The organism is Enterobacteriaceae endosymbiont of Plateumaris pusilla (assembly GCF_012562765.1).
In the GTDB taxonomy this organism is placed as follows: Bacteria; Pseudomonadota; Gammaproteobacteria; order Enterobacterales; family Enterobacteriaceae.
Genome location: NZ_CP046226.1, coordinates 488808 through 514699 on the forward strand (window position 1 = coordinate 488808; position 25892 = coordinate 514699).

A 25892-nucleotide genomic window follows, 5' to 3' on the forward strand; every position below is an offset into this window, starting at 1 on the left:
TAAAATTAATTTATTAATTTAAATTAATTTCTGATTCAATAATTATTTATATTTATAAAAAATTAATTTTGACATACAGAACAAAAAAAAGTACTTCTATTTCTCTGAACTATTTTAATAATTTTTGTTTTACATATTTTACATAATTTGTTATTTCTTCCATATACAAATATAAATTTATTAAAACATCCTTTTTGATTATAAGGATTTGTATAATTAGATATTGAAGTTCCTCCATTTTTTATGGATTTATCTAATATATATTTAATATTTTTAATTAAAATATTTATTTCTATAAAAGTTAAAGTACTAGCTTTTCTATAAGGTAATATTTTTGATAGGAATAATGATTCATTAGAATATATATTTCCAATACCTACAACTATTTCATTCATCATTAATAATACTTTTATAGGTATTTTTTTTTTCTGAGTAATTTTATATAAATATATACTATTAAATTTATTTGTAAGAGGTTCAACTCCTAATTTTTTTATAAAGTTATTTTCTTTATAATTTTTATGACTCCATATCCAAAATCCAAATCTTCTAATATCTGAATAACGTAATATAATATTATTATTAATTATTAAGTCTATATGATCATTTTTAAAAATTTTTATATTTTGTTTATCAATGATTAATAAGTTTCCAGTCATTCCTAGATGAATAATAATTGAATGATTTTGTAATAAAAAAATTATATATCGTCCACGACGTTTTATATCTATTATTTTTTGATTACTAATATTAATTATTTCTTTTGGTATTAAATATTTTAATTTTATATTTCTTACTATAGAATAATTAATAATATAACCTTTTAAATAGGGTAAAATTATATTTTTAATAACTTCTATTTCTGGTAATTCAGGCATTTAAAATAAACAAATTTATTTACCAATACAAAATTTAGAAAAAATACTTTCTAATAAATCTTTAGATGTAAATTTTCCAGTTATATTATCAAGTTCCATTTGAGCTAATCTTAAATTTTCTGATAATAATTCAATTGGAGAATTAATAGATGAAAATATTAACTGTCCTTCTTTAAGATATTTAAATACTGATTTTAATATATCAATATGTCTTTCTCTTGCAGTAAAAATATCTTCAGTATTATGAGTATAAGTAATATTTTTTTTTATGTAATCCATTAATATAGGAATACCTTTTTTAGTTTTAACTGATAATTTAATAGTAATAAATTTATTCTTTGTTATAATCTCAGGATTATTACATGTTAAATCTATTTTATTTCTAATAATAATTATTGGTATTTTTTTATTAAAATGAATTAAGTAATTATTTATAATTTTTGATAAATTATTATTATTGATATTATCATTTACTATTAAAAATAAATAATTTGTTTTTTTAATTTCATTAATAGTTTTTTTTATTCCAATATTTTCAATTTTATTATTAGTTTTTCTAATTCCTGCTGTATCAATAATTTGTATTGGAACAGAATTTATATAAATTTTTTCATATAAAATATCTCTAGTAGTACCAGGAATATCAGTAATAATAGATACATCTCTTTCAGAGAGTAAATTCATTAAACTAGATTTTCCAGAATTAGGTGGACCTATTAAAATAATTTTTATTCCTTCTCTAATATTTATTCCATTATGAACATATTTTATTATGTTTGATAAATTATTTAATAATTTTTCTAATTTAATTAAAATATCTTTTTTAAAAAGAATTATTTTATTTTCTTCAAATTCTACAAAAGATTCAATATCAGTTCTAAGATTAATAATAGTTATTTGAAGTTTATTTAATAAATATGAAAATTTTCCATTAAGTAAATTCATAGCAGAGAAAACAGCTGCTTTAGAATTAGCTGAAATTAAATCACTAATTGCTTCTGCTTGAGTTAAATCTATTTTTTTATTTAAAAAAGCTCTTTCTGTAAATTCTCCAGGTTTTGCAATTCTAATTCCAGGAATAGTTATAATATAGTTAATTAATAAATCTAATATTATAGGACCACCATGACATTGTAATTCAACAATATCTTCTCCTGTAAAAGAATTAGGTTTTGGAAACCATAATGCTATTCCTTTATCTATTATATTTTTTTTATAAAAAAAAGGTAAATAATATGCATATCTAGGTTTCATATGAGATATATGTAATATATTTTTTATTACACTTCTAGAATTTTTTCCTGATATTCTTATAATTCCTATACTACCAATTCCTAAAGGTGTTGCTCTTGCAACTATTGTTGTTATATTGTATGTTACCATTTTAATATTTTTATTTATATTTAGAATAAATAATTTTTTGTTGGATTATTGTTAATATATTACTTATTATATAGTATAATACTAATCCTGCAGGAAACCATAGAAAAAATAAACTGAAAAAAATTGGCATTATATTCATAATATTTTTTTGTACAGGATCATCATATGTATTTTTTGAAGTTTTTTGAATAAAATACATAGTAATACTCATTATTATTGGTAATACATAATAAGGATCTTGTGCTGATAAATCCTTAATCCAGAAAATAAATGGAGCATGACGTAATTCTACAGAATTAATTAACATATAATATAATGCTAAAAATATTGGCATTTGTATTATAAAAGGTAAACATCCTCCTAAAGGATTTAATTTTTCTTTTTTATATAATTTTATTATTTCTTGATTTAAACGATTTTTATCATATGAATATTGTTTTTTTATTTCTTTTATTTTTGGTTGTAAAATACGCATTTTTGCAATAGCAATATATTGTATTCTAGATAAAGGATACATCATAATCCTTAGTATTAAGGTAATAATAATAATAGCTATTCCCCAATTACCTATTAAATTGTATAATAAATTAAGCAATTTAAATAATGGTTTTGATAAAAACCATAACATTCCATAATCAACAGTAAAATCTAAAAAAGGAGCAACTTTTGCCATTTGTTCTTGAATTTTAGGACCAATCCAAAGAGTTGATGATAAAATTTTTTTATGTTTAGGTAAAATGATATCTGTAGATGATTTAAAATTAACACTTACAGTATTATCATCAATTTTTTTTGTATATATTATATTATTTTTATTTTTAGGTAAAATCCAAGCAGATAAAAAATATTGCTGTAAAATAGCAATCCATCCTTGATTAGCAGTCATACTAATATTTTTATTTATTAATATATCATTAAATGTATGTTTTTTATATTTATATTTTTCAGTTGAATAAGCTATTCCACGAAATGATTTAATAGATAAACTATTATTTTTTGTATCTAAATATTTTTGAGGTATATTGACAGATTGTTTGATTTCACCAAATATTCCTATTTCTATAGGTTTATTACTTTTATTAAAAAATTGATGTTCTATATCAATGGAAAAATTATTTCTTTTAAAAATAAAAATTTTTATATATAAAATATTATTTTTTAAAAAAAATAATGGAACTTTTAATATATTTTTATTTTCTTTAAGCTGAAAAAAATTTTTATCTGTAAAAAAAATAGGATGATTAAAATAATTTTTAATTTTTTTATGATTTATTTGAAAAATACTACTATTTATTTGATAAGTATAATCTAAGTTATTATTTAATAAAGTAAATGATTTTTTAGAATTTAATTTTTCTGAATAATTTATTAATTGAGCTTTACTAATATTTCCTCCATTAGTATTAATAAATAATAAAAACTTATCTGTTTTTACTATAATATCTTTATTTTTAGATAAATTAATTTGTTTAAAATTATTTTTATTTTTTACATTTTTATTATTATTAATATAGTTATTTAATTTTTGCCAATTATTAAAAATAAAAAAACTAATTAAAATAAAAATAATTATAATTATATTACGTTTTGAATCCATTATTTAATTTTCTCTATTATTTGTAAATATAATAATTATTTAATTTAATTTTAATATAAATTTATATACTTATAATCATGAATTTATTATTTAAAATTAAATAATATTTATCAAAATATATATACATTTATATATTAATATAAATTCCATAATTTTTTTAAATATTTTTTTATATTAATATAATTAATGTTTATTATATTTTTTTTTATTAATATAACAATAAAATCTCTAACAGGTAACTTATATTGATTTAAACGAAAACATTCACGAATAATTCTTTTAATTTTATTTCTAATATATGCTTTATATATATTTTTTTTAGGTATAATAATTCCTAATCTTGAGTATTGTAATATATTTTTTTTACTTAAAATAGTATAATATTCATTACTTTTTCTATATGGATTATTAAAAATAGAATTAAAATTACTAGATAATAAACGTTTTTTTTTACAAAAATTTAAATGAATCATTTAAATTTATAATTTATTTTTTATTAGATACAGTTAAATAAAAACGACCTTTATTACGACGTCTATTTAAAATTTGACGTCCATTTTTTGTTGACATTCTAATTCTAAATCCATGAGTTTTTTTTCTTTTTAATATAGATGGTTGAAAAGTACGTTTCATAATAAAATTACCTAATTAAAATTATATTTCGTTTTATTATTACATAAATAATAATTTATTTATATAATTTAAATAAAATTTATTATTATAGTTTAAAATTATTAATATTGATTAATATAATTAAAATGATGTATAATAACTTTATATTATCTAAAACAATTATTATAAATTTTTAAAATTATAAAATAATATTTAATATAATTTTAAATAAAATTTTTTATATAAAAATGAAATATCTTGTTATTAACAGAGAAAAATTAATTTTACCATTAAAAAATATAATAAGTATTATTCATAATAGACCAATAATACCTATTATTAATAATATTTTAATAGAAGTTAACAATAATAATATTATATTTAAAAGTACTAATTTAGAAATAGAAATAACTACTATTTTAGAAAATATAGAAAATAAATATTGTTTTTCTATTACTATAGCAGGTAAAAAATTTTATAATATATGTAAAAGTTTCCCCATAAATTCTAATATAAACATATTAATTAATGATAATAATCAAATAATAATTTCATTTAAAAAATGTAAATTTATTATGTCTACATTACCTTCTATAAATTTTCCAACTATTGAATATTGGGAAAGTAAATTAGAATTTTTTTTAACAAATAAAATATTAAAAATGCTAATAGATGCAACATATTTTTCAATAGCTAATCAAGATGTAAGACCATATTTAAATGGAATATTATTAAAAATTAAAAATAATATATTAAATATGGTTTCTACTGATGGACATAGATTATCAGTTTGTAATATTGTAATAAACGAAATATTAATAAATTATTCAGTTATAATTCCTAAAAAAAGTATATTAGAATTATTACGTTTATTAAAAAATACCAATGATATAATAAAAATTAAAATTAACAACAATAATATTAGTTTTAATTTAAAAAATTTAAAATTTACATCAAAACTTATTGAAAGTTCCTTTCCAGAATACACAAAAATTATACCACAAATTTTTTATAAAATAATTAAAATAAATAGAATAAATCTTAAAAATGCTTTACTTAGTATTTCTATTTTAGTTGATGAAAGAATAAAAGGTGTAACATTAATATTTAATAAAAAATATTTAAGAATTTTAGGAAGGAATATTGATAACGAACAAGCAGAAGATGTTCTAAATATAGAAGAAAAATATAATAATACAAAAGATAATATAGAAATATCTTTAAATATTGAATATTTAATAGATGTATTAAATACATTAAAAAATAAATATATAAAAATTTCATTAATTGATTCAATTTCTAGTATAAAAATAGAAGATATTATTGAAAACAATAAAATTTATTTAATTATGCCAATGAGGATTTAATTATTTCCTTAATAATTTATATAATAATCAAAATTATTAGATTATTTTAAACATAAACGAGAGTTAGCATTGATAAATAATAATTATTATGATTCATCTAGTATAAAAATATTAAAAGGACTTGATGCTGTTAAAAAAAGACCAGGAATGTATATTGGAGATATAGATGATGGTACAGGATTACATCATATGGTATTTGAAGTAGTAGATAATGCTATTGATGAATCTCTATCTGGTTATTGTAAACATATTAATATTACAATACATAATGATAATTCTATCTCTATTAAAGATGATGGTAGAGGAATTCCTACTGGTATTCATAAAGAAACAAATACATCAGCAGCAGAAGTAATTATGACTGTATTACATTCTGGAGGAAAATTTGATAATTTATCATATAAAATATCCGGTGGTTTACATGGAGTTGGAATTTCCGTAGTAAATGCATTATCTGAAAAATTAGAATTAATTATTAAAAGAAATGGAAAATTATATAAACAATTATATTATGATGGGATACCTCAATCTAAAATAAATATTATAGGAATTAGTAAAAATACTGGAACTCATATACGTTTTTGGCCTAGTAAAAAAATTTTTACTAAAATTAAAAGTTTTAACTATCTTATATTATCTAATAGATTAAGAGAACTATCATTTTTAAACCCAGGGATTTCTATTTCTATTCATGATGAAAATAATAATAAACGAGATAATTTTTGTTATAATGGAGGAATTAAAGCTTTTATAAAATATTTAAATATTAAAAAATCTATTCATAAAAAAATTTTTTATTGTAATGAAAAAAAAGACAATATTAATATTGAAGTTGCTATGCAATGGAATAGCTCTTTTAAAGAAAGTATTTATTGTTTTACAAATAATATTCCTCAATGTGATGGAGGATCTCATTTATCAGGATTAAAAACTTCTGTAACAAAAACTTTAAAATCTTATATAGATAAAGAAGGATATGTAAAAAAAAATAAAGTAAATACTATAGGTGAAGATACAAGAGAAGGATTAATAGCTATTATATCTATTAAACTTTCAGAACCAAAATTTTCTTCTCAAACAAAAGATAAACTTGTCTCTTCTGAAGTAAAATCTGCTGTAGAATCTTGTATAAATGAACAATTAATGTTTTTTTTATTAGAAAATCCTGTAGATGCAAAAAATATAGTAGAAAAAATAATTTATGCAGCAAAAGTACGAGATGCTGCTAGAAAAACAAGAGAAATAACTCGTAATCAAAATTTTACAGAGGTATCTAGACTTCCAGGAAAATTATCAGATTGCCAAGAAAATAATCCAAAATTATCTGAAATTTATTTAGTTGAAGGAGATTCTGCTGGAGGTTCTGCTAAACAAGGAAGAAATAGAAAAAATCAAGCAATTTTACCTTTAAAAGGTAAAATTTTAAATGTAGAAAAAGCTAGATTTAGTAAAATTATAGCTTCTCAAGAAATTATTACTTTAATTACAGCATTAGGATGTAATATTAGTTCTGAAAATTATAATTTAGAAAAATTACGTTATCATAATATAATTATTATGACAGATGCAGATGTAGATGGAGCACATATTAGAACTTTATTATTAACTTTTTTTTATCGTCAAATGCCAGAAATTATTGAAAAAGGTTATATTTATATAGCACAACCACCTTTATATAAAATTAAAAGAGGTAATAAAGAATCTTATATTAAAAATAATGAAGAAATGGAAAATTTTCAATTAAATATAGCTTTAAATAAAGCAATATTTTATTTTAAAAAAATACAAGATGAATTATATGGAAATAAATTATTAAAATTAGTTCAAGAATATAATAATTTTAAAAAATTAACAAAATACTTAAAATCTCGTTTTACATTTAAAATATTACATTCTTTGTTATATAATTTTCAATTAAAAAAATTAGATTCTTATGAAAATGTTAATTTATGGTTAAATAATTTTATTTTATATTTAAATAATAAATTTACTAATATTAAATATTCTGGTTATATTATAAAAAATTTAGAATTAAATATTTTTGAACCAGTAATTTATGAAAATAAATATGGTAATAAAAGTGAATATTTTTTAAATAAAAATTTTATTGATAGTGACGAATATCATCATATTTGTTTTTTAGGAAAAAAATTAAATTTACTTAAAAAAAATCAAATTTATCTTATAAAAAAAAATGAAAAATATAAATATATAACTTGTTTTGAAGACGGTTTAAAATGGTTGTTTAAAGAGTCTAAAAAAAGTTTTACTATTCAAAGATATAAAGGATTAGGAGAAATGAATCCTAGTCAATTATGGGAAACAACAATGAATCCTTTAACTAGAAATATGTTAAAAGTTACTATAAAAGATGCAATTAGTGCAGATAAATTATTTTCTACATTAATGGGAGATGAAGTGGAACCAAGAAGATTATTCATTAAAAATAATGCTTTAAAAGTAATAAATATTGATATTTAAAATAAATAATTAAATATTAATAAAAAATATAATTTAAAATTATTTTTATTTTTTTATAAAATAGCAGAAACAGATAATATGTAACTGCTATTAATTTTTAATTGAATATTTATTTAATAAAATTATTTATTAATATTTAATATTTATAGGTTTAATTTTTAAAGAATGAAATTCTTGATTTTCAAGTTGTTCATAATTATTTAAAATTTCTTTATTTATTAATCCTTGTTCAATTTCTCTTAATGCTAAAACTGTTGTTTTATCATTTTCTTTAGATAATAAAGGACTTTTACCTCTTATTTGTATTTGTCTTGCTCTTTTTGCAGCTATAAGAATTAAATCAAAACGATTACCAATTTTTTTTATTGCATTTTCTACAGTTAATCTAGCCATTTTTAACCTATATATAAAAAATATAATATAAAACAAATGAAAAATTTATTCTTTTAATAATTTTTTAATAAGTTTGTTATATATATTAAATTGTATTTTTGTTTTTAAGTGTTCTGCATAAATAATATTTTTTAAATCAAAAATTGCATCATGAATATGATTATTAATAATTAAATAATCATATTCATGAAAATGATATATTTCTTTTTTTGATTGTAACATACGTTGATTAATTATATCTATATGATCTTTTCCTCTAATATATAATCTTCTATGTAATTCATTTATTGATGGAGGTAATATAAATATACTACAAACTTGAGTTTTTTTTTTTCTAACTTGCATAGCTCCTTGCCAATCGATATTTAAAAAAACATCTATATTATTTTTTAAAAAATTATCAATATTTTTTTTAGAAGTACCGTAATAATTTCCAAAAACTTTTGCATATTCTAAAAATTCATTATTTATTATCATTTTTTTAAATTTTTTTTTTGATATAAAATAATAATCTTTACCATTTATTTCACCTATACGTTTCATTCTAGTTGTATAAGAAATTGATAATTTTATATTAAATTTTAAAATATTATTTTTTAATAATAATTGTAAAAGTAAAGATTTACCGGTACCACTAGGTGCTGAAATAATAAATAAGTTTCCTGTAGTCATAATTCATTTAAATAAATATTAATATATAAAAATTATAATTTTTCTATAGAATATTATTTGTGAATAATATTAATTATACATATTAAAATCCTGAAATTGTCATTTCAGATATAAGAATAGATCCACATTGTATAGAATTTTTTTTTTCAATATCATTACTAATTTCTAAAATAGATAACCATATTTTTTTTAGGTTTGAAGATATTGTAATTTCACTTACTGGAAATTTTATTTTTCCATTTTCAACCCAAAAACCACATACTCCACGAGAATAGTCTCCTGTAATACTATTAATTCCATCTGACATTAATTCTGTTACAATTAATCCCTTATTCATTTTTTTTATTAAAGTATTATAATTTATATAATTTTTACTATTAATATACCAATTATATATTCCTCCAGCATGTCCATTATTTTCAATATTTAATTTATTTGCTGTATAATTATTTAATAACCATTTTTTTAATATCCCATTTTTTACTATCATTGTTTTTTTTGTACGTACTCCTTCATTATCAAATGGTCTAGATCCTAAACCTTTTAAAACATGAGGATCTTCTATAATATTTAACCATTCTGGAAAAATCATTTTATTTAATGAATTAAATAAAAATGTTAGTTTTTGATAAATATGATATCCATTAATTAATTCAGCTAAATGTTTAAATAAAGAAAATGCTATTTCACTTGAAAAAATTATTGGAGATTTTTGAGTTTTTATTTTACAAGATCCTAATTTATTTAATGATTTTTGTGCACTATCTTTACCTAATTTTTCAGCAGGATATAAATCTATAATAGATCTTGAGATAGAATATGAATAATTACATTCCATTTTATTATTTTCTTTAGCTATAACAGAAAGATATAACGAATAATATGTAGAAATATAACTCTGTAATATTCCTAAACTATTTGCAAATATATGAATCACTGCAAAACTATTAAAATCACCTCCATTACTAGTAATAATACGTTTATCCATATTTAATGCAATTTCTTCACTTTCTTTAAGTAAAAGAATACATTTTGTTTTATTTATTTTAGAAATATGAAAAAGATTTAAATCAATATTATCTGATATTAATAATTTATATTTAGGCAATCCTAAACATATATCATATGACGTATAATTACTTAAATTTACTGCGTAATTTATTGTATTTTTTATATTATTTATAGATAAATTATTAGTTTCAGCATAACCTTTTTGATAATTTTTATATACATTAATAAAAAATGATTCATTTTTATAAAATTCTGATATTTTTATCATACCATAACGAATATGAGTATTAAAACCAATTATTTTTTTAATTGTTATTTCAAAATTTTTAATTTCTTTTTTAGCTAATATTGTAAAATCTAACATTTTAGATTCTAAAATATTACGTTCTTCTATAATTGTAGAAAATATTTCCATTTGTTTTTTTTCTATTTATATTTTAATATTATTAATTATATATTACTCTTTGACATATTTAATAAATTTTTGTTATTATTTAATAATTCATTATTTTATGATTTAAAAAATATATTATGAACTTAAATAAAGTGTCTTCTGGTAATAAAGTACCAGATGATATTAATGTTATTATTGAAATATCTTCTAATTCAAAACCAATAAAATATGAAGTAGATAAAAAATCAGGAATATTATTTGTTAATCGTTTTATTTCTACAACAATGTTTTATCCTTGTAATTATGGTTATATAAATAATACGTTATCTTTAGATGGTGATCCTTTAGATGTATTAGTACCTACTCAATATCCTATTTTACCTGGATCTGTGATTAGATGTCGTCCTATTGGTATATTAAATATGACAGATGAATCTGGAGAAGATATTAAAATAATAGCTGTTCCACATAAAAAAATTTCTCAAGAATATAATAATATTAATGATATTAATGATTTATCTATTTTTTTAAAAAAACAAATAACTCATTTTTTTAAACATTATAAAGATTTAGAAGATGGAAAATGGGTTAAAATTGATAAATGGTATAATATAGATATTGCTAAAAAAGAAATTTTATTTTCTATTAGTAGATTTAAAAAAAAATATTTATAAATTTTTAAGTATTTATTTATATATTTATTTTTTAAAAAATATTTATTTATAATATTTTAAGTAACTGAATAATTTTATAATAATTAAATAATATTTATATATAAATATTATTTAATTATTATTAATTTTATTTATAAAAAATATTAAATACTATTAATTTTTTAAAATAAAAAAAATTTTATAGAATTAATATAATTTAAATTTAATTAAAATTTTTTTTAAATTTAATTTTATTAGTTATAAATATTATTTATTTTAAATGCTAAAATTCTTGGAATAAGAATGAATGTAAAATATATTTTTTTTATTACTGGAGGAGTAACTTTTTCTCTAGGTAAAGGAATTACTATAGCTTCATTAGCTTCTTCTATTCTTAAAAATAGAGGATTAAAAATAACTATAATTAAATTAGATTTTTATCTTAATACTTCTATTAATCCTACGTAACATGGAGAAATATTTGTTACTAGTGATGGATGGTACTGAAACTGATCTAGATCTTGGACATTAAGAAAAATTTATAACAACTAGAATGTTTCGTTATAATAACTTTACTGCTGGTTACATATATTTTGAAGTCTTAAAAAAAGAAAGACAAGGAAATTATCTTGGATTAACAATTTAAGTAATTCCTCATATCACTAATACTATTAAAAAAAATATAACTAATTTAGGAAATAAAAAATATGATATAATATTAGTAGAAGTTGGAGGTATAGTTGGAGATATAGAATCTTTATCTTTTCTTAAAGCTATTCATTAAATAGCAGTTAATATAGAAAAAGATAAAATAATTTATATTCACTTAACTTTATTACCATATATAAAAACTATTAGAGAAATGCAAACAAAACCAACACAACATTCTGTTAAAAAATTATTATTAATAGTAATTCAACCAGATTTATTAATTTGTCGATCAAATTATTTAATAACTAATCTTGAAAAAAACAAAAATTGCATCATTTTATAATTTATCAAAACAAGTAATCATTTATTTTAAAAATGTTAGTTCTATATATAAAATAACTATTTTACTTAAAAAACAAGGTTTAGATAATTATTTATATAATAAATTTAAATTTAATTTTCCAAATACTAAACTTACTAAATGTAATACAATAATTAATATAGAATTAAATTCAAAAGGATATGTTAATATAAGTATATTAGGAAAATATACTAAATTAATAGATACATATAAATCAGTAATAGAAGCATTAAAACATGTAGGATTTAAAAAAATCAAGTTCATGTAAATATTAAATTAATTAGTTCTGAATGAATATAAATAGAAGGAATAAATATTTTAAATAAATCTGATGGTATTTTAATTTCTGGAGACTTTTGTTCTAGAGGTATTCAGGTAAAATTAAAAACAGTACAATATGAAAGAAAAAAAAATATTCCTTATTTTGGAATATATTTAGGTATTCATATAGCTTTAATTAAATTTGTACGTAATATTATTGGTATAATTAATACTGATTCGGCTAAATTTAATTCAAATTATAAAAATTTTATTATAAAATTAATTAGAAAAAATAAAAATAATTATTTAAATATAAAAAAATTACAGGTAAAAATAAGATTAGGAAACCAAAAGTATAAATTAAATAAATTTAGTTTATTATATCAATTTTATAAATCTAACTTTATTATTGAAATATATCGTCATAAATATAAAGTAAATAATTCATTAATTAATAAACTAACTAAATGTGGTTTATTAATAGCAGAAAGATTAATAGATCAATTATTTATTAAAATTATTGAAATTCCTAGTAATCCATGGTTTATTGGTTGTCAATTTCATTCAGAATTTATTTATAATCCTCATAATGGACATCCATTATTTATAGGATTCATTAAAGCAGCTAATAAAAAAAAACCTAAATTAAATTTTTAAATAGGATAAAAAATGTCTAAAATAAAAAAAATTATTGGTAGAGAAATAATAGACTCTAGAGGTAATCCAACTGTTGAAGCAGAAGTACAATTAAATAATGGATCTATTGGTATAGCTTCTGTTCCATCTGGAGCTTCAATTGGTTCAAAAGAAGCAGTAGAATTACGTGATAACGATAAAAATCGTTTTTTAGGTAAAGGTGTTTTAAAAGCTATTAATTCAATTAATAAATATATAAATAAAATTTTAATAAATCAAGATTCTTTAGATCAAATTAATATTGATAATCTTATGATTAATTTAGATGGTACAGAAAAAAAATCTATTCTTGGAGCAAATGCTATTTTAGCTGTATCATTAGCAAACGCTAGAGCAGCTTCTATTTTTAAAAAAATTCCTTTATATCAATATATATCTGATATAAATGGAACATCTAATGATTTTACAATGCCATTACCAATGATTAATATTATTAATGGAGGAAAACATGCAGATAATAATCTTGATATTCAAGAATTTATGATACAACCTGTTTGTGCAAAAAATATAAAAGAAGCAATTCAAATTGGATCAGAAATTTTTCATCATTTATATAAAGTATTAAAATCTTATAAATTAATTACTTCTGTAGGAGATGAAGGTGGTTTTGCACCAAATTTAAATAAAAATAGTGATGCATTTGATATTATTTCTGAAGCTATAAAAAATTCTGGATTTATTTTAGGAAAAGATATTACTTTTGCTATTGATTGTGCTGCTTCTGAATTATTTCATAATAAAAAATATTATTTAAAAGGTGAAGGATTAATTTTAAATTATAAAGAATTAACTAAATTTTTTTCTAATTTAATAAAAAAATATCCTATTATTTCTATAGAAGATGGATTAGATGAATCTGACTGGGAAGGATTTGCTTACCAAACAGAAAAATTAGGAAATAAAATTCAATTAGTTGGTGATGATTTATTTGTAACTAATAAAAAACTTCTAAAAAAAGGTATAAATCTTGGTATAGCTAATGCTATTTTAATAAAACTTAATCAAATAGGTTCTTTATCAGAAACATTATCTACTATTAAAATAGCAAAAGAAAAAGGATATAAAGTAATAATATCTCACCGTTCTGGAGAAACAGAAGATACTTTTATTGCAGATTTATCTGTAGGTGTTAATGCTGGACAAATAAAAACAGGATCAATGAGTCGTTCAGAAAGAACAGCAAAATATAATCAATTAATAAGAATAGAAGAAAAATTAAATGGTTTAGCTCCTTTAGCTTCTTTTAAATATATATAATTTTATTAATAAAAATTTATATATTTTATTTTTAATAATTATATTTTATTTTATATATCATATACTAAATATAATAATAAATTATTATTTGTTAATATGACACAATATAAAGAAAAAAAATTAATAAAATGGTTGAAAAAACAAAGTATATTTACAAGTAAATTATTAAAATTTTCATTTTTATTAAATATTTTAAATACAAGTATAATAATTTTACAAAATTGGATTTTAGCAATTCAAGTTCAATATTTATTTTTTCAAGAAAATAAAAAAAAAATATTTTATTATTGTATAATAATATTTTTATGTTTTATAGCTAGATCATTATTAAATATTATAATTAATAATATTAATTATGATTATAGTCAATTAGTAAAAAATTATATTAGAAAAAAAATTTTAGATAAATTTGAAAAAATTTATATAGTGAATATAAAAAATAAAACATTAGGTAGTATATTATCACTTATAATAGATCAAACTGAAAATTTACAAGATTTTTATAGTAAATATATTCCTCAATTATTAGTATCAATTGTATCTCCTATAATAATATTAGTAACAATATCATTTATTAGTTGGCTTGCAAGTTTATTATTAATAATAATTAGTATATTTACTATGTTATTTATTATAATAATTGGTAGTCAAACAATTAAAAAAAGTAAAAAAAATTTTAAAATATTATCTATATTAAATGGTTTATTTTTAGATAGATTATTAGGTATAGAAACAATACGTTTATTTAATTTAAGTAAAATAGAAATTCATAAAATTACTATTTATATTAAAAAATTTAGAAAAAAAAATATGGAAATTTTAAAAATTGCTTTTTTAACATCTGCTGTTTTAGAATTTTTTTCTTCTATTGCATTAGCTTCCATTTCTATTTATTTTAGTTTTTCATATTTAAATATTATTAATTTAGGTTTTTATGGAAATAAAATAAAAATATTTAATGGTTTTTTTGTATTAATTTTAATTTCTGAATATTTTCAATATTTTATTAATTTAGGATTACTTTATCATATTAAATCTAAATCTATAGGAGCAGCAGATTTAATTTTACAATTTTTAACAAATCATCCTAAAAAAAAATATTTAAAAATAAATAATTTATCTTTTGATGAAAATAATATTATAATTATAGCTAAAAATTTAATAGTAAAAAGTTTAGAAGGAGATATATTAATAGGACCACTTTCATTTAAAATTTTTAATGGAGAACATATAGCAGTAATAGGTCCTAGTGGTTGTGGTAAAAGTACATTATTTAATGTTTTTTTAGGATTTTTACCATATAATGGATCATTAAAAATTAATAATATTGAACTTAAAAATATAAATTTAAATGATTGGTATAAAAAAATATCTTGGGTTGGACAAAATTCTGGTCTTCCTTCAAAAACAATAAGAGAAAATTTATTTTTTAATAAAGATATTAATATAAAAAAAATACAAAATATTATTAAAATTACAGGTATACAAAAATTTTTAAAAGATTTTCCTAATGGTTTAGATACAATTATTAGTGAACAAAATATTAAATTATCAGTAGGACAAATACAAAGAATAATTATAGCAAGAGCATTAATTAAAAACCATATTTTATTATTATTAGATGAACCTACTGCACATATTGATATGAATAGTGAAAAAGATATTATTAATTCTTTATATAATTTTCAATATACAAAAACAATTTTAATGATAACACATAAATTATATCAAATTGATTTTTGTCATCAAATATGGAAAATGGATAATGGAAAAATCATAGAAAAAATAAAATATAATAAAATTATTAAATAAAAAATTTAAATATGTAAAATAGGAGTAATAATTAAGTGTTATGCTTATTATATTTTTTAAAAAATTATAAAAAATATATAAAAATTCTTTTTTTTGGTATAATAATAACAATTATTACTAATTTAATGACTATTTTTTTATCAGTTATATCTGGTTGGTTATTAACTTCTACTTTTTTCTTTACGCTTACTAATATTAGTTATAATTATATAGTTCCTTCAGCTATTATTAGATTAATTTCAATTATAAAAACTTTTACAAAATATTTTGAAAAAATTATAAAACATGATAATACTTTACGTTTATTAAAAAATTTAAGAATTATTATTCTCCGTAAAATTTTTCCTTTATATCCTTCTAATTTTAAATATTTAAATAATAGTAATATATTAAATACATTAATTTCAGATATTGAAATTTTAGATTATTTATATATACAGATTATATCTCCTATTATTAGTTTATTTATAACTACTATTATTCTATTAATTAATTTAAGTTTTTTTTGTTTTATATTATCTATTATACTTTTTTTAATTTTATTTTTTTCATTATTATTATATACAATATATTTTTATAATTTAAGTAAACCAATAGGAAAAAATAATATTTATTTTAGAAATGAATATTATTTTTATATGAGTAATTATTTATATTATCAAACAGAATATAGAATATTTGAAGGTATAAATATAATTAGAAAAAAAATTAATTTTTTAGAAATACAATGGCAAAAAATACAATATAAAAAAAATAATTATAATTCACAATCACAATCAATAATAATTATTATTAATGGAATTAATATATTAATTTTATTAATATATAGTAATTTATATTTATTTAATAATTTTAATTCTAAGTTTTATTTTTTATCTTTTTTACTTTGTTTAATTACATTATCTAATATGTTATTACCTATAGGTAATATTTTTCATAATATTAGTGAAATATTATTGTCAGCTAAAAAAATTTTTATGATTATACATCAAAAACCAACTATAAATTTTTTAAAAATAAATAAATGTTTAAAAAAATATAATAATAATATTATTATAAATATAAAAAATATTTCTTTTCATTATCCTCAACAACCTTTATTAATTTTAAAAAATTTATCTTTATTTATAAATAATAATGAAAAAATAGCTATTACTGGACATAATGGTTGTGGTAAATCAACATTATTAATGTTATTAACAAGAGCTTGGGATCCTACTAAAGGAATAATTTATTTAAATAATATTAATTTAAAATTATGGAATTTACCTTCTTTAAGAAAAAATATAAGTGTAATAAATCAACGTGTCTATTTATTTAGTGATACATTAAAAAATAATTTGTTATTAGATAAACAAAATGATTGTAATATCGATTATAAATATTTAATAAAAATTATAAATCTTGTAGGATTAAATAAATTAATTAATAATAGTCAAGGTTTAGAATTATGGATGGGAGAAGGAGGAAGAAGTTTATCAGGTGGAGAATTAAAAAGATTAGCTATTGCAAGAGCAATATTACATAATGGAAATTTAATATTATTAGATGAACCAACAGAAGGTTTAGATCATATTACGTCTTATAATATTTTAAAATTAATATTTTCTATATTTAAAAAAAAAACAATAATAATTATTACTCACAACATTAATATTATAAAAAAAATGGATTGTATATATTTTATGGATAATGGTTATTTTGTTGAAAAAGGACATCATAATTATTTAGTAAATAAAAAAGGTAAATATTGGAATTATATAAAAAATAATATAGAAAATAATAAAGATGGTATTTAAATATTATTATAAATAATAAAGGAAACGCATTAATGTCGAAATCAGATAATATAGAAATGCAAGGAATAGTTTTAAATACATTACCTAATACTGTATTTCATGTAAAATTAGATAATGGACATATAGTTACTGCTCATATTTCAGGAAAAATGAGAAAAAATTATATTAGAATACTTACAGGAGATAAAGTTACTGTAGAATTAACACCTTACGATTTAAGTAAAGGAAGAATAATTTTTCGTAGTCGCTAATATTTAGTATATATTTAAAAATATTTAAATTTTAAAATAGGAAATTATAATATTTAAAAATTTTTCCTTAAATAATTTTGAGCATCTACAGCTGCCATACAACCAGTAGCTGCTGATGTAATAGCTTGTCTATAAACATTATCCATAACATCACCTGCAGCAAAAATACCTGAAATACTAGTTTGTGTAAAATTAAATTTATTTTTGGATATATGATTAGTAATAATATATCCATTATTATCTAATTTTAATAAATTTTTAAACAAATTAGTATTTGGTATAGTTCCTATAGAAATAAAAATACCATATAAATTTATTATTTTATAATTTTCTATATTTGTAGAAGAAAAAATTTTTATTCCTGTTACTCCAAACTGATTACCTAATATCTCTTTTACTATATAAGGATTATGTAAAATAATATTATTATTTTTTACTTTATCTAATAGTTTATTAATTAATATTTTTTCAGCACTAAAATAAGATTTTCGATGTATTAAATGAACTTCTGAAGCAATATTAGATAAATATAAAGCTTCTTCTATAGCAGTATTACCACCACCGATTACAGCAATTTTTCTATTATAATAGAATGATCCATCACAAATAGCACAAGAAGAAATACCTTTTCCTATAAATTTTTTTTCTGAATCTAAACCCAAAAATTTTGGTACTGCTCCTGTAGCAATAATTAAACTATCACATGTATATTTAAAAAAATTTCCCGTTAAAAAAAAAGGCTTTTGTTTTAAATCTACCTTTAATATATAATCATTTATTATATTTGTTTTAAAATATAATGCATGATTATGTAAATTATCCATTAATTTATTACCAGATATATTAGGAAAATTTCCAGGCCAATTTTCTACATTTGTAGTTTTAGTTAATTGTCCACCTATATCTATTCCTGTTATTAAAATTGGATTTAAATTTGCTCTTGCAGAATATATAGCTGCAGTATATCCTGCTGGTCCAGAACCTAAAATTAAAAGTTTTGTATGTTGTATATTATTCATAAATATTTTTATTAAATTTCATCCAAAGTTATTTTAAAATTTTTTTATTCATTATAAACTAATTATATTAATAATATATTTTTTAATATAAAATATTAATAATTAATTTTATATAAATAATCCATTATTATCATAAAACATGAAAATAAAAAATATATAAGGTATTAAAATATTATGTTAGATCCTAATTTATTTCGTTATAATATAGATTATGTATCTCAAATTCTTAAAAAAAGAAATTTTATTCTAAATAAAAAATTAATAAATGAATTAGAAAAAAAAAGAAAAAAATTACAAATTAAAATAGAAAAATTACAAATAGAAAAAAAGGATAAATCTAATAATTTAATAAAAAAAAAAGCTAATTATTTTGATTGTTTAAAAACTCAAATTAATAAAATTAATGATGAACTATCTGTTTTAAAATTAAAATTAATTGATGTTAAAAAAAATATAAAAAATATTTATGATACTATTCCAAATATTCCATCAGATGATGTTCCTTATGGAAAAAATAGTAAAGATAATAAAGAAATAAAAAAATGGGGTAAAATTTTATTTTATGATTTTCCAATTAAAGATCATGTAGAATTAGGGTTATTAAATAATGGAATTGATCTTAAATCAGGAATTATTTTAAGTGGATCAAAATTTATAGTAATGAGAGGATTAATAGCATATCTACATAGAATTTTAATTCAATTTATGTTAGATTTACACGTTTTTTATCATAATTATGAAGAAATTTATGTTCCTTATATAGTTAAAAATAAAACTTTATATGGTACTGGACAATTACCAAAATTTAGTGATGATATTTTCCACGTAAAACCGATCAAATATTATGATAAAAATAAATATTCTTTAATTCCTACCGCAGAAGTTCCATTAACTAATATAGTTTATAATAAAATAATAAAAGAAAATGAATTACCAATAAAGTTTGTAGCACATAGTCCATGTTTTCGATCTGAAGTAGGTTCTTACGGAAGATATAATAAAGGTTTAATTCGTACACATCAATTTGATAAAGTTGAATTAGTACAATTAGTACGTCCTGAAGATTCTTCAAAAACATTAGAAGTTATTACACAACATGCAGAAAAAGTATTAAAACTTTTAGAATTACCTTATAGAAAAATGCTTTTATGTACAGGAGATATGGGTTTTTCTTCTAGTAAAACATATGATTTAGAAGTATGGTTTCCATCAAAAAAAAAATACTATGAAGTTTCTTCTTGTTCTAATATGTCTGATTTTCAATCTAGAAGAATAAAAGCAAGATATAAAACAAAAAAAAATGAAAATATCTTTATACATACATTAAATGGTTCTGGATTAGCAGTTGGAAGAACTTTAGCTGCTATAATGGAAAATTATCAATTAAAAGATGGTAGTATTAAAATACCTAATATTTTAAAACCATATATGAAAAAATCATCTTTTAATATTAAATAACGATTTTTTTAATAAAATATCAAATTAAAAATTTTGTTCAAATAAAAATTTAATAGTATGATATAAATCAATAGTTTTAAATAAGCGTGTTGGAATAACAAAAATAGTATCATCTCCAGCAATAGTACCAAGAATTCCTTCTGATTTTCCTAAAGAATCTAATAAACGAGCTATTAATTGAGCAGCTCCTGGACTAGTATGAATAATAATTAAAATATCATTATAATCAATATCTAAAACTAAATTTTTTAAAGGACTAGTAGTATTTGGAGCTCTTAAATCTAAAGGAAAAGAATAAACTATTTCCATTTTTGCATTTCTAGTTCTTACAGCACCAAGTTTTGTTAACATCCTAGAAACTTTAGATTGATTAATATTATTAAAACCTTCTTCTTGTAATGCATGTACAATTTCAATTTGTGTACTAAATTTTTCTTCCTTAATTAAATTTTTAAAAATTTTTACTAAAATTTCTTCTTTTTTTTTTATAGAAATAGTACTCATAAAGTCACCAATAAAATAAAAAATAACATTATTTTTTATATATGACTAAAATTATTAGTAATAAGGATAAAAAAATTAACTTATTTTATTTAAATAAATTAATAAAATATTAATTTTTAGTCAATAATATTAATCTAAATTTACTTTAAAAGTCAATAAATATTTAATTATTTTCAATAAAAAATGAAACCTTTTAATTATAAAGATAAATTGATTTTACTAATTAAAAATATTATCATATGTTTGATAAACATTAAATCATTTTATAAATAAATTTTATTTTTTAAAATTATAAAATTTATATTTTTAGGTAATTTTTAATATGTATCATTTTAAAAATAAAATAAAAAATAAACATAATTGGTATCTTATTGATGCTCAAGAAAAAATTTTAGGTAGATTAGCTACAATAATAGCTCATTATTTAATGGGAAAACATAAAACAACTTATAGTCCTCATATAGATGGAGGTGATTATATTACTGTAATTAATGCGGAAAAAATTCAAGTAACAGGAAATAAAAGAAAAAATAAAATATACTATAGTCATAGTGGATATTCTGGTGGAATAAAAAAAATATCATTCAATGAATTAATCACTAAACATCCAAATAGGGTCATAAAACATGCCGTAAAAGGAATGTTACCTAAAAATAAAATAGGTTATTTAATATTAAAGAGATTAAAAATTTATTCTGGGAATAAACATAAACATACTGCTCAAAAACATCATATTTTAAATATTTAATTGGATAATTATAATGATTTTATATAAAAATTATGCAACAGGAAGAAGAAAAAGTTCTTCTGCTAGAGTTTTTCTTAAAAAAGGTAATGGATTAATTAATATAAATAATAAATCTTTAGATAAATACTTTTCTAGAAATACATCTCGAATGATAGTATTACAACCTTTAGAATTATTAAAAATTAATAATCAATTAGATTTATATATTACAGTTAAAGGTGGAGGAATTTCAGGACAAGCAGGAGCTATACGTCATGGAATTACTAGAGCTTTAATAAAATATAATAATACTTATAAAGTAGAATTAAGAAAAGCTGGATTTATTACTCGTGATGATCGTAAAGTAGAGAGAAAAAAAGTAGGCTTAAAAAAAGCTAGAAAAAGTTCTCAATTTTCTAAACGTTAATAAATTATTATTTATTATAGATATAAAAAATATTTCTATTTATTATTAATAATTTTAAATTTCAATTTAAAATTATTAAATATTTATTTTTTAAAATTTAATTTTTATAATTATTTTAAATATTTAAAATTTTTTATTATAGAGAATAATTACAATGGATAAATTTATTATTAAAGGACCTGTAAAACTTAAAGGACAAGTAATTATTTCTGGATCTAAAAACGCAGCATTACCAATATTATTTGCGTCACTTTTAATTAAAGAACCAATAGAAATAAAAAATATTCCTAAATTAAAAGATATTGATATAGCAATTAAAATTTTAATAAAATTAGGAGTCAATATTAAGAAAAAAAAAACATTAAGAATAGATTCTAGTAGTCTATTACGATATAATCCTCCTTCTTATTTAATTAAATTAATTAGAGCTTCAATTTGGATTTTAGGTCCATTATTAACAAGACTTGGAAAAGTAAATATAGCTTTTCCTGGAGGATGTTCTATTGGTAATAGACCTATCGATTTACATATAAATAGTTTACAAATATTAGGTGCAAAAATTAATATAAAAAAAAATCATATTCAAGGATATATAAAAAAAAAATTTCAAGGCAAAATAATACGTATGAAAAATGTTAGTGTAGGAGCGACTATTACTATAATATTAGCAGCTACATTAGCATGTAGTATTACTATTATAGAAAATGCAGCTAAAGAACCAGAAATAAAAGATTTAGCTAATTTTTTAAATAAAATGGGTGCGAATATACAAGGTGTAGGAACAAATAAAATTATTATTAAAGGAGTGAAAAAATTGAAAGGAGGTATTTATACTATAATATCAGATAGAATAGAAACAGGAACTTTTTTAGTAGCAGCTGCAATATGTAAAAGTAAAATATTATGTAAAAATACTAATCCTAATGATTTAAATATAGTTTTACAAAAATTAAAAAAAACTGGTGCTGAAATTAAAACTGGAAAAAATTGGTGTAGCATAAATATGCATGGTCAGAGACCAAAATCAGTAAATATAACAACAGGTCCTTATCCTAAATTTCCTACTGATATGCAATCTCAATTTGCATTGTTAAATTTAGTATCAAATGGTATTAGTATAATTAAAGAAAATATTTTTGAAAATCGTTTTATGTATGTACCAGAACTAATACGTATGGGTGCAAATGTAATATTAAAAAATAATATGTTAAAATGTAAAGGAGTTAAATCACTTTCTAGTGCTGAAGTTATGGCAACAGATTTAAGATCTTCTGTAACTTTAGTATTAGCTGGATGTATTGCTTCTGGAATTACTATAATTAATAATATTTCTCATATAGATCGTGGATATGAAAATATTGAAAATAAACTTTCTAATTTAGGAGCACATATTCAAAGAATAAAATATTGAAATAATATTTTTTATATAACATATTTATAAATAAGGAAATATATACATGTATGCTATTTTTAATAATGGTGGAAAACAATATAAAGTTATAGAAGGTCAAATTATAAAATTAGAAAAAATTAAAGGTAATATAGGAGAAGAAATAAAATTTAATGATGTATTATTAATACATAATAAAAATAATTTTAAAATAGGTAAACCTTTAGTTACAGGAGCATTAATAAAAGCTAAAATAATTTCTCATAAACGAAATAAAAAAATTAAAATAATTAAATTTCATAGAAGAAAACATTTCTGTAAAATACAAGGACATCGTCAAATTGTAACTACTATTAAAATAGTTAAAATTAAAACTTAGAGATTAAATAAGAGGTATAATTTATGGCTCATAAAAAAGCTGGTGGTTCTTCAAGAAATGGTAGAGATTCACATTCTAAAAGATTAGGCATAAAACATTTTGGAGGAGAAAAGATACAAGCAGGATCTATTATTGTACGTCAGAGAGGAACAAAATTTCATGCTGGAAAAAATGTAGGATGTGGTAGAGATCATACTCTATTTGCTATAAAAAATGGAATAGTGAAATTTACAATTAAAGGAATAAAACGTAAAAAATATATTCATATATTAACTATATAAATAATTTTTTTATAATATTTTATTATAAAATTAAATTTTTAAAAAAAATACTTATCAAATTTTGAATATATTAAATTTATTATTTTAAAAATATTTAATTTGGAGTAATAGTGAAATTTTTTGATGAAGCAAAAATATTTGTAACAGCAGGTAAAGGAGGAGATGGATGTATTAGTTTTCTAAGAGAAAAATATATATCTAAAGGAGGACCTAATGGCGGTAATGGTGGTAATGGTGGTAATATTTATTTATTAACAAATCATAATATTAATACATTAAATAAATTTCATATTCAAAACCATTATTTTGCTGAAAATGGATTTCCTGGAGAAAAAAATCAATGTACAGGTAAAAAAGGAAAAGATTTAGTTTTAATTATTCCAATAGGAACAAGAGTTATTGATTTACAAAAAAAAATAATATTAGCAGATTTAAATAAAAATAATCAAAAAGTTTTAATTGTTAAAGGTGGAAAATATGGATTAGGTAATATAAATTTTAAAACTTCTATTAATAGAACTCCTTATCAAAATACTAAAGGATGTTTAGGTGAGAAAAAAATTTTAAAATTAGAGTTAATTTTAATAGCTGATGTAGGAATGTTAGGTCTTCCTAATACAGGTAAATCAACTTTTGTTAAAAATATATCTAAAGCAAAAACTAAAATTGGTAATTATCCATTTACAACAATTAAACCTATATTAGGAGTTGTTAAAAATAATATTGGTAATACTTTTTTCATAGCAGATATTCCTGGAATTATTAAAAATGCTTCATTAGGAAAAGGTTTAGGTTTAAATTTTTTAAAACATTTAGAAAGATGTAATTTATTGTTACATTTAGTTGATATTTCTAATAAAAATATAATTAATAATATTAATATTATTAATAATGAATTAAAAAAATTTAACCGAAATCTTTTTTTAAAAGAACAATGGTTAATTTTTAATAAAATTGATTTATTAAAAAATAATAAAAATATTGATATATATATAAAAAAAGTATTAATAAAATTTAAATATATAAAAAAATATTATTTAATATCATCTAAAAATAATATTGGAATAAAAAAATTATGTTGTAATATTTTTGAATATATAAAAAAGAATATAAATAAATAAATTTAATTTTATTAATTTTTTATCAATTAAAATATAATTTATTTGGACTATGAAAAG

24 protein-coding genes and 1 pseudogene are annotated in these 25892 nt (G+C 18.7%); 15 read left to right on the top strand and 10 right to left on the bottom strand.

The genetic code is table 11. The features are described 5' to 3' along the window. Positions 1-62: 62 nt before the first annotated feature. The 5 genes from mutM to rpmH all read right to left on the bottom strand — a co-directional run bounded on the left by mutM (position 63) and on the right by rpmH (position 4491). Positions 63-878, bottom strand: coding sequence for a bifunctional DNA-formamidopyrimidine glycosylase/DNA-(apurinic or apyrimidinic site) lyase (gene mutM / locus GJT83_RS02320; protein WP_168892827.1), 816 nt, complete (start codon positions 876-878; stop codon positions 63-65). A 15-nt stretch (positions 879-893) separates the two neighbouring features. Then, positions 894-2261 (bottom strand): tRNA uridine-5-carboxymethylaminomethyl(34) synthesis GTPase MnmE, encoded by a 1368-nt coding sequence (gene mnmE, locus GJT83_RS02325; protein ID WP_168892828.1) that lies wholly within the window; start codon positions 2259-2261, stop codon positions 894-896. 10 nt (positions 2262-2271) lie between these two features. Next, complete coding sequence (yidC, locus tag GJT83_RS02330; RefSeq protein WP_168892829.1) at positions 2272-3858, bottom strand: membrane protein insertase YidC; 1587 nt, start codon at positions 3856-3858, stop codon at positions 2272-2274. A gap of 134 nt (positions 3859-3992) precedes the next feature. Beyond that, the gene (gene rnpA / locus GJT83_RS02335) at positions 3993-4331 is read right to left on the bottom strand and encodes a ribonuclease P protein component (protein WP_168892830.1); all 339 of its coding nucleotides are present in this window, start codon (positions 4329-4331) and stop codon (positions 3993-3995) included. A gap of 13 nt (positions 4332-4344) precedes the next feature. Further along, a complete protein-coding gene (gene rpmH, locus GJT83_RS02340; protein ID WP_168892831.1) occupies positions 4345-4491 on the bottom strand; it encodes a 50S ribosomal protein L34 in 147 nt (48 codons plus the stop codon). A 227-nt stretch (positions 4492-4718) separates the two neighbouring features. On the opposite strand from rpmH, the gene dnaN reads away from it, so the two are divergent. Together dnaN and gyrB are read left to right on the top strand one after the other, a co-directional pair. Beyond that, the gene (gene dnaN, locus GJT83_RS02345; RefSeq protein WP_168892832.1) at positions 4719-5837 is read left to right on the top strand and encodes a DNA polymerase III subunit beta; all 1119 of its coding nucleotides are present in this window, start codon (positions 4719-4721) and stop codon (positions 5835-5837) included. Positions 5838-5909: 72 nt separating this feature from the next. Further along, positions 5910-8318, top strand: a complete 2409-nt coding sequence (gyrB, locus tag GJT83_RS02350) for a DNA topoisomerase (ATP-hydrolyzing) subunit B (RefSeq protein ID WP_168892875.1) — start codon at positions 5910-5912, stop codon at positions 8316-8318. A gap of 129 nt (positions 8319-8447) precedes the next feature. Here the strand turns inward: gyrB and rpoZ are convergent, their stop codons facing one another. The 3 genes from rpoZ to pmbA all read right to left on the bottom strand — a co-directional run bounded on the left by rpoZ (position 8448) and on the right by pmbA (position 10809). Further along, the gene (rpoZ, locus tag GJT83_RS02355) at positions 8448-8711 is read right to left on the bottom strand and encodes a DNA-directed RNA polymerase subunit omega (RefSeq protein ID WP_168892833.1); all 264 of its coding nucleotides are present in this window, start codon (positions 8709-8711) and stop codon (positions 8448-8450) included. 45 nt (positions 8712-8756) lie between these two features. After that, on the bottom strand, positions 8757-9383 hold the full coding sequence (gmk, locus tag GJT83_RS02360) for a guanylate kinase (RefSeq protein WP_168892834.1): 627 nt from the start codon (positions 9381-9383) through the stop codon (positions 8757-8759). Positions 9384-9465: 82 nt separating this feature from the next. Further along, a complete protein-coding gene (gene pmbA / locus GJT83_RS02365; protein WP_168892835.1) occupies positions 9466-10809 on the bottom strand; it encodes a metalloprotease PmbA in 1344 nt (447 codons plus the stop codon). A 116-nt stretch (positions 10810-10925) separates the two neighbouring features. Between pmbA and ppa the strand changes: the two genes are divergently transcribed. The 6 genes and pseudogenes from ppa to infA all read left to right on the top strand — a co-directional run bounded on the left by ppa (position 10926) and on the right by infA (position 18529). Next, on the top strand, positions 10926-11462 hold the full coding sequence (gene ppa / locus GJT83_RS02370) for an inorganic diphosphatase (protein WP_168892836.1): 537 nt from the start codon (positions 10926-10928) through the stop codon (positions 11460-11462). Between the two features lie 282 nt (positions 11463-11744). Continuing rightward, a pseudogene (gene pyrG, locus GJT83_RS02375) lies at positions 11745-13371 on the top strand (CTP synthase). Positions 13372-13383: 12 nt separating this feature from the next. Continuing rightward, positions 13384-14667: a phosphopyruvate hydratase gene (eno, locus tag GJT83_RS02380; RefSeq protein WP_168892837.1), complete on the top strand. Its 1284-nt coding sequence runs from the start codon at positions 13384-13386 to the stop codon at positions 14665-14667. Between the two features lie 96 nt (positions 14668-14763). After that, positions 14764-16479, top strand: a complete 1716-nt coding sequence (locus GJT83_RS02385; protein WP_168892838.1) for an ATP-binding cassette domain-containing protein — start codon at positions 14764-14766, stop codon at positions 16477-16479. Positions 16480-16514: 35 nt separating this feature from the next. Then, positions 16515-18278 (top strand): ATP-binding cassette domain-containing protein, encoded by a 1764-nt coding sequence (locus GJT83_RS02390; RefSeq protein ID WP_168892839.1) that lies wholly within the window; start codon positions 16515-16517, stop codon positions 18276-18278. A 32-nt stretch (positions 18279-18310) separates the two neighbouring features. Then, the gene (gene infA, locus GJT83_RS02395) at positions 18311-18529 is read left to right on the top strand and encodes a translation initiation factor IF-1 (protein ID WP_168892840.1); all 219 of its coding nucleotides are present in this window, start codon (positions 18311-18313) and stop codon (positions 18527-18529) included. Between the two features lie 53 nt (positions 18530-18582). Here infA and trxB read toward each other — a convergent pair whose 3' ends face one another. Further along, positions 18583-19548, bottom strand: a complete 966-nt coding sequence (trxB, locus tag GJT83_RS02400) for a thioredoxin-disulfide reductase (protein WP_168892841.1) — start codon at positions 19546-19548, stop codon at positions 18583-18585. Positions 19549-19722: 174 nt separating this feature from the next. Between trxB and serS the strand changes: the two genes are divergently transcribed. Beyond that, positions 19723-21006 carry a serine--tRNA ligase gene (serS, locus tag GJT83_RS02405; protein WP_168892842.1) on the top strand — a complete coding sequence of 428 codons (1284 nt, stop codon included), beginning with the start codon at positions 19723-19725 and terminating at the stop codon, positions 21004-21006. Between the two features lie 24 nt (positions 21007-21030). On the opposite strand, the gene argR is transcribed toward serS, so the two are convergent. Then, positions 21031-21510: a transcriptional regulator ArgR gene (gene argR, locus GJT83_RS02410; protein ID WP_168892843.1), complete on the bottom strand. Its 480-nt coding sequence runs from the start codon at positions 21508-21510 to the stop codon at positions 21031-21033. A 322-nt stretch (positions 21511-21832) separates the two neighbouring features. On the opposite strand from argR, the gene rplM reads away from it, so the two are divergent. From rplM to obgE, 6 genes are all read left to right on the top strand, one after another. Continuing rightward, the gene (rplM, locus tag GJT83_RS02415; RefSeq protein WP_168892844.1) at positions 21833-22258 is read left to right on the top strand and encodes a 50S ribosomal protein L13; all 426 of its coding nucleotides are present in this window, start codon (positions 21833-21835) and stop codon (positions 22256-22258) included. 13 nt (positions 22259-22271) lie between these two features. After that, positions 22272-22664: a 30S ribosomal protein S9 gene (rpsI, locus tag GJT83_RS02420; RefSeq protein WP_168892845.1), complete on the top strand. Its 393-nt coding sequence runs from the start codon at positions 22272-22274 to the stop codon at positions 22662-22664. Positions 22665-22818: 154 nt separating this feature from the next. Next, on the top strand, positions 22819-24075 hold the full coding sequence (gene murA / locus GJT83_RS02425) for a UDP-N-acetylglucosamine 1-carboxyvinyltransferase (RefSeq protein ID WP_168892846.1): 1257 nt from the start codon (positions 22819-22821) through the stop codon (positions 24073-24075). 46 nt (positions 24076-24121) lie between these two features. Next, positions 24122-24433 carry a 50S ribosomal protein L21 gene (rplU, locus tag GJT83_RS02430; RefSeq protein WP_168892847.1) on the top strand — a complete coding sequence of 104 codons (312 nt, stop codon included), beginning with the start codon at positions 24122-24124 and terminating at the stop codon, positions 24431-24433. Positions 24434-24456: 23 nt separating this feature from the next. Continuing rightward, positions 24457-24714 (top strand): 50S ribosomal protein L27, encoded by a 258-nt coding sequence (gene rpmA, locus GJT83_RS02435; protein ID WP_168892848.1) that lies wholly within the window; start codon positions 24457-24459, stop codon positions 24712-24714. Between the two features lie 110 nt (positions 24715-24824). Next, a complete protein-coding gene (gene obgE, locus GJT83_RS02440) occupies positions 24825-25835 on the top strand; it encodes a GTPase ObgE (protein WP_168892849.1) in 1011 nt (336 codons plus the stop codon). The last annotated feature ends 57 nt before the right edge of the window (positions 25836-25892 follow it).

Bases quoted from the DNA above. Each gene is read 5' to 3' on its own strand.
- rplM (WP_168892844.1), top strand. From the start codon at position 21,833: ATGTATCATTTTAAAAATAAAATAAAAAATAAACATAATTGGTATCTT.
- eno (WP_168892837.1), top strand. From the start codon at position 13,384: ATGTCTAAAATAAAAAAAATTATTGGTAGAGAAATAATAGACTCTAGA.
- rpmH (WP_168892831.1), bottom strand. From the start codon at position 4,491: ATGAAACGTACTTTTCAACCATCTATATTAAAAAGAAAAAAAACTCAT.
- rpsI (WP_168892845.1), top strand. From the start codon at position 22,272: ATGATTTTATATAAAAATTATGCAACAGGAAGAAGAAAAAGTTCTTCT.
- dnaN (WP_168892832.1), top strand. From the start codon at position 4,719: ATGAAATATCTTGTTATTAACAGAGAAAAATTAATTTTACCATTAAAA.
- rplU (WP_168892847.1), top strand. From the start codon at position 24,122: ATGTATGCTATTTTTAATAATGGTGGAAAACAATATAAAGTTATAGAA.
- trxB (WP_168892841.1), bottom strand. From the start codon at position 19,548: ATGAATAATATACAACATACAAAACTTTTAATTTTAGGTTCTGGACCA.
- mnmE (WP_168892828.1), bottom strand. From the start codon at position 2,261: ATGGTAACATACAATATAACAACAATAGTTGCAAGAGCAACACCTTTA.
- rnpA (WP_168892830.1), bottom strand. From the start codon at position 4,331: ATGATTCATTTAAATTTTTGTAAAAAAAAACGTTTATTATCTAGTAAT.
- rpmA (WP_168892848.1), top strand. From the start codon at position 24,457: ATGGCTCATAAAAAAGCTGGTGGTTCTTCAAGAAATGGTAGAGATTCA.
- serS (WP_168892842.1), top strand. From the start codon at position 19,723: ATGTTAGATCCTAATTTATTTCGTTATAATATAGATTATGTATCTCAA.
- yidC (WP_168892829.1), bottom strand. From the start codon at position 3,858: ATGGATTCAAAACGTAATATAATTATAATTATTTTTATTTTAATTAGT.
- GJT83_RS02385 (WP_168892838.1), top strand. From the start codon at position 14,764: ATGACACAATATAAAGAAAAAAAATTAATAAAATGGTTGAAAAAACAA.
- gmk (WP_168892834.1), bottom strand. From the start codon at position 9,383: ATGACTACAGGAAACTTATTTATTATTTCAGCACCTAGTGGTACCGGT.
- pmbA (WP_168892835.1), bottom strand. From the start codon at position 10,809: ATGGAAATATTTTCTACAATTATAGAAGAACGTAATATTTTAGAATCT.
- murA (WP_168892846.1), top strand. From the start codon at position 22,819: ATGGATAAATTTATTATTAAAGGACCTGTAAAACTTAAAGGACAAGTA.
- rpoZ (WP_168892833.1), bottom strand. From the start codon at position 8,711: ATGGCTAGATTAACTGTAGAAAATGCAATAAAAAAAATTGGTAATCGT.
- infA (WP_168892840.1), top strand. From the start codon at position 18,311: ATGTCGAAATCAGATAATATAGAAATGCAAGGAATAGTTTTAAATACA.
- argR (WP_168892843.1), bottom strand. From the start codon at position 21,510: ATGAGTACTATTTCTATAAAAAAAAAAGAAGAAATTTTAGTAAAAATT.
- mutM (WP_168892827.1), bottom strand. From the start codon at position 878: ATGCCTGAATTACCAGAAATAGAAGTTATTAAAAATATAATTTTACCC.
- ppa (WP_168892836.1), top strand. From the start codon at position 10,926: ATGAACTTAAATAAAGTGTCTTCTGGTAATAAAGTACCAGATGATATT.